The organism is Longimicrobium sp., from assembly GCA_036377595.1.
Taxonomy (GTDB): Bacteria; Gemmatimonadota; Gemmatimonadetes; order Longimicrobiales; family Longimicrobiaceae; genus Longimicrobium.
This window is the reverse complement of record DASUYB010000043.1, coordinates 1-4,900: the sequence shown is the minus strand read 5'-3', so window position 1 is coordinate 4,900 and position 4,900 is coordinate 1. Positions and strand designations below refer to the sequence as shown.

Annotated in this window: 1 protein-coding gene; it reads left to right on the top strand. The window is 74.9% G+C overall.

Translation table 11 applies throughout. The features are described 5' to 3' along the window. Positions 1-4,876 (top strand): amino acid adenylation domain-containing protein (locus tag VF092_06745; GenBank protein HEX6746979.1); only part of this gene is annotated, 4,876 nt, incomplete at its 5' end. Between the last annotated feature and the right edge of the window lie 24 nt (positions 4,877-4,900).

Below are 4,900 nucleotides of genomic sequence, written 5' to 3'. Positions count from 1 at the left end.
GGCATACGCCCACCAGGAGCTGCCGTTCGAGCGGCTGGTGGAAGAGGTCGCCCCGGAGCGGGGCCTGTCGCACACGCCGCTCTTCCAGGTGATGTTCCAGCTCCAGAACGCGGACGCCGGGGCGGGGCCTGCCATTGCCGGGGTTCGGCCGGCGGGTGCCGGCGCGGGGCCCGCCACCACGGGGGCCCGGCTGGAGCCGTTCGGGGGCGAGATCCGTACGGTGCGCTTCGACCTGGAGCTGGATCTCCAGGAGATGGGCGAGGAGCTGGTCGGGAGCCTGCGCTTCCGGACCGACCTGTTCGACGCCGCCACCATGGAGCGCTTCGCGGCGCAGTACCGCGTCGTGCTCGCCGCCGCCGCCGCCTCGCCGGAGGAGCGCCTGTCGCGCCTGGCGATCCTGCCCCCGGAGGAGGCGCGGACGCTCCTCGCGTACGGGAGCGGTCCCGCCCGCGAGCACGCGGGCGGCGTCCCGGTGCACCGCCTCTTCGCGGCGCAGGCCGCCCGCGCGCCGGAGGCCCCGGCCGTCCTGTTCGCGGGCGAGTCGCTCACCTACGCGGAGCTGGACGCGCGCGCCGAGCGCCTCGCCCGGCGCCTGCGCGGCCGGGCCGTGCCGGGGGCCACGATCGCCGTCTGCCTGGAGCGCGGTCCGGAGGCCGTCGCCGCACTGCTGGCGATCTGGAAGATGGGCGGCGTCTACCTCCCGCTCGACCCTTCCCATCCGGCGGAGCGGTTGTCCTTCTTCCTGCGCGACTCCGGGGCGAAGCTCGTCGTATCCGACCTCGCGCTGGCCGGGGCGCTCCTGGAGCAGGCGGATGTCCTCCTGCTCGACCCCTCCGCGGAGGGCGACCTCCCCCGCGGAGCGCTGGAGCCCGGCAGCGGTGGGGGGCTTGGTGACCTCGCCTACCTGATCTACACGTCGGGATCGACGGGCACGCCCAAGGCGGTGATGGTCGAGCACGCGCAGCTCACCCACACCCTGCATGCTAGCCTCGGAACGCTCGGCTTCGCCCCCGGTGACGTGGTGGCGGCCCTCGCTTCCACCGCCTTCGACATCTCGCTGCTGGAGCTGGTCACGCCGCTCCTGGCGGGCGCCGGAGTGCGCGTCGTCCCGCAGGCGCTCGTACAGGACCCCGAAGAGCTGGTCGACGCCCTGGCGGACGTGACGGTGCTGCACGCCGTTCCCGCGCTGATGCGGCAGGTGGTGGAGGTGGTGCGCGGCGGGCGGATGCTTCCCTCGCTGCGGCTCCTGCTGGTGGGCGGGGACACGGTGCCGCCCGGCCTGCTGGAGGACATGCGCGAGCTTTTCCCGGCGGCGCGGACGCGCGTTCTCTACGGGCCGACCGAAGGGACGATCATCTGCGCGACGTATGCCGTGCCCGGGGAGGGTGCGGTCGCCGGGCACCCGCTCGGGCGGCCGCTGCCGGGCGTGCGGCTGGCCGTCCGCGGCCCGCGCGGCGAGCTGGCGCCGGTGGGGGTGCCCGGCGAGGTGTGGATCTCGGGCGACGGCGTCGCGCGGGGCTACCTCGGGCGGCCGGAGCTGAACGCCGAGAAGTTCGTCGGCGCCGGGACGGAGCGGGCCTACCGCACCGGCGACCGCGCCCGCTGGCGCGCGGACGGCGTCCTGGAGTTCCTGGGGCGCGCCGACGAGCAGGTCAAGGTGCGCGGCTTCCGCATCGAGCCCGGCGAGGTGGAGGCCGTGCTGCGCGGGCAGCCCGGCGTGCGGGAGGCCGTCGTGCTGGCGAGGGAGGACGCTCCCGGGGACAGGCGCCTGGTCGCCTACGTCGTCCCGGGCGCCGACGGCTTCGAGACCGCCGCCGGCAGGGAGCAGGTCTCCGAGTGGGAAACGCTCTTCGACGACACCTACGCGCAGGAGGAGGGGGAAGAAGACCCGACCCTGCAGCTGAAGGGGTGGAACAGCAGCTACACGGGCGAGCCGATCCCGCGCGAGGAGATGCGCGCGTGGGTGGAGCACACGGCGGAGCGCATCCTGGCGCTGCGTCCGGAGCGGGTGCTGGAGGTCGGCTGCGGCACGGGGCTGCTGCTCTTCCGCGTGGCGCCGCACACGCGGGCCTACCACGGGACCGACTTCTCAGGGGTGGCGCTGGAGCACGTGCGTCGGCATGCCGCGGTGCTGCCGCAGGTAACGCTTTCGGAGGGTGAGGCGGACGAGCTGGCGGAGTTCGCCGGAGCGGAGTTCGACACCGTCGTCCTCAACTCCGTCGCCCAGTACTTCCCGGACGTGGACTACCTGCTGCGGGTGCTGGAGGGCGCTGCGGCGGCGCTGCGGCCGGGCGGGCGGATCTTCGTGGGCGACGTGCGCAGCCTGCCGCTGGCGGGTGCCTTCCACGCCTCGGTGGAGCTCGCCCGGGCGCCGGGCGACCTCCCCGCCGCGCGCCTGCTGGACCGGGTGCGGCGCGGGATGGCGGAGGAGCAGGAGCTGCTGCTCGATCCGGCGCTCTTCGAGGCGCTCCGTGTGCGCATCCCCCGCCTCGGCCGCGTCGAGGTGCAGGTGAAGCGGGGTGAGTACGACAACGAGGTCTCACGCTTCCGCTACGACGTCGTGCTGCACCTGGACGTGGCCGCCGCCGCCACGGTACCCGTGGTCCGGGAGTGGAGCGGGGAGGACGCGGACGGCCTGCGGGCGCTGGCGGAGGGGAGCGCGTCGGCGCTGCTCGTCCGTGGCGTGCCCGACGCGCGGGTCCGCGAGCACGTCCGCGCGTACGAGCTGGTATCGGCCGGCGGTGAAGCGGCCTACGCGGCGGCCGTGCGCGCGCTCGCGGCCGCGGACGCAGGCGGAATCGCCCCCGAGGCGCTGTTCGCGCTGGCCGGCGAGCTGGCGCGGGGCATCGAGGTGCGCCCCGGCGCGTCCGGCACGCTGGACGTGCTCTTCCATCCGGCCGGCGGGGTCTCGTCCTTCCCGGCGCAGCCGGACGAGGCGCAGCCCTGGGAGGCGTACGCCAACGACCCGCAGTGGGGCCGCCGCATGCGCGCGCTCGTCCCCGCTCTTCGCGAGGCTGCCCGCGCCCGGCTGCCGGAGTACATGGTGCCGAGCGCCTTCGTGGTGCTGGAGGCACTCCCCGTCACCCCCAACGGCAAGGTGGACCGTGCTGCCCTCCCCGCGCCCGACACGCCGGGCTCGCGCGGGGGGACGTACGTGGCGCCGCGCACGCCGGCCGAGGAGCGGATGGCGGGGATCTGGGCGGAGGTGCTGGGAGTGGAGCGCGTCGGCGGCGAGGACAACTTCTTCGACCTGGGCGGGCACTCCCTGCTCGCCACGCAGCTGGTTTCGCGGGTGCGGGAGGCGTTCCGCGCCGAGCTGCCGCTGCGGGCGGTGTTCGAGGCGCCGACGCTGGCCGAGCTGGCGGGCCGGGTGGAGGCGCTCGTGGCGGAGACGCCCGGCGGCGCCGGGGCCCCGCCGCTGGTGCCGCTCCCGCGCGACGGCTCGCCGCTGCCGCTCTCCTTCGCGCAGCAGCGGCTCTGGTTCATCGACCAGCTGGAGCCGGGGAGCACCGCCTACCACATGCCGGACGCGCTGCGGCTGCGCGGGCCGGTGGACCCGCGCGTGCTGGAGCGCGCGCTGGGCGAGGTGGTGCGCAGGCACGAGACGCTGCGCACCACCTTCGGCGAGACTGAGGGCGTGCCCTTCCAGGTGGTGCACCCCGCGGGCGCGGCGCGGCTGGAGGTGACCGACCTGTCGCGCCTGGCGCCCGCGCAGCGCGAGGCCGAGGCCCGCCGGCTCGCCTGGGAAGAGGCGCAGCGCCTCTTCGACCTGCGCCGGGGGCCGCTGCTGCGCGCCCACCTGCTGCGCCTGGGCCAGGACGATCACGTGCTGCTGCTGGTGATGCACCACATCGTCAGCGACGGCTGGAGCATGGGGGTGCTGGCGCGGGAGCTGGGCACGCTCTCCCAGGCGTTCGCGCGCGGCGAGGCGTCGCCGCTGCCGGAGTTGCCGGTGCAGTACGCCGACTACGCGGCCTGGCAGCGGAAGTGGGTGGATGGCGACGTGCTGCGGGAGCAGGCGGAGTACTGGAAAGCGGCGCTCTCCGGCGCGCCGGAGCTGCTGGAGCTCCCCACCGACCGCCCGCGTCCGGCGCGGCAGGACTACGCCGGGGCCATCGTGGGGATCGACCTGGGCGAGGAGCTTTCCGCGGGGCTCCGGGCGCTCTCGCAGCGCCACGGGACCACGCTGTTCATGACGCTGCTGGCCGGGTGGGCGGCGGTGCTGGGCCGGCTGTCGGGGCAGGAGGACGTGGTGGTCGGGACGCCCTCGGCGAATCGCGGCCGCCGCGAGATCGAGGGGCTGATCGGCTTCTTCGTCAACACGCTGGCGCTGCGGATCGGGCTCGGCGGCTCGCCGTCCGTCTCCGGCCTGCTGGGGCGGGTGAAGCAGCGGGCGCTGGAGGCGCAGGCCAACCAGGACATCCCCTTCGAGCAGGTGGTGGAGCTGGTGCAGCCGGCGCGGAGCTTGGCGCACAGCCCCCTGTTCCAGGTGATGTTCGTCTGGCAGAACGCGCCGAGGGGAGAGCTGGAGCTGCCCGGGCTGGCGCAGGGTCCGCTCTCGTCGGCGCTGGAGCTGGCATCGGGGACGGAATCGCCATCGGGTCCGGCGTCGGGACCGGAGCCACAGGGGACGGCCAAGTTCGACCTGATGCTCGCGCTCGGTGAAGCCGGCGGCCGGATCACGGGCGCGGTGGAGTACGCCACCTCGCTGTTCGAGCGCGAGACGGCGGAGCGCATCGCGGGCTACCTGCACAACGTGCTCGCGGCGATGGCGCGCGACGACGCGGCCCGGGTGCACGAGCTGCCGATGATGGCCGAGGCCGAGCGCCGGCAGGTGCTCGGCGAGTGGAACGACGACGTAGAACTATCCCTGTGACGATCGGCATTCTGCTGGAAAAGC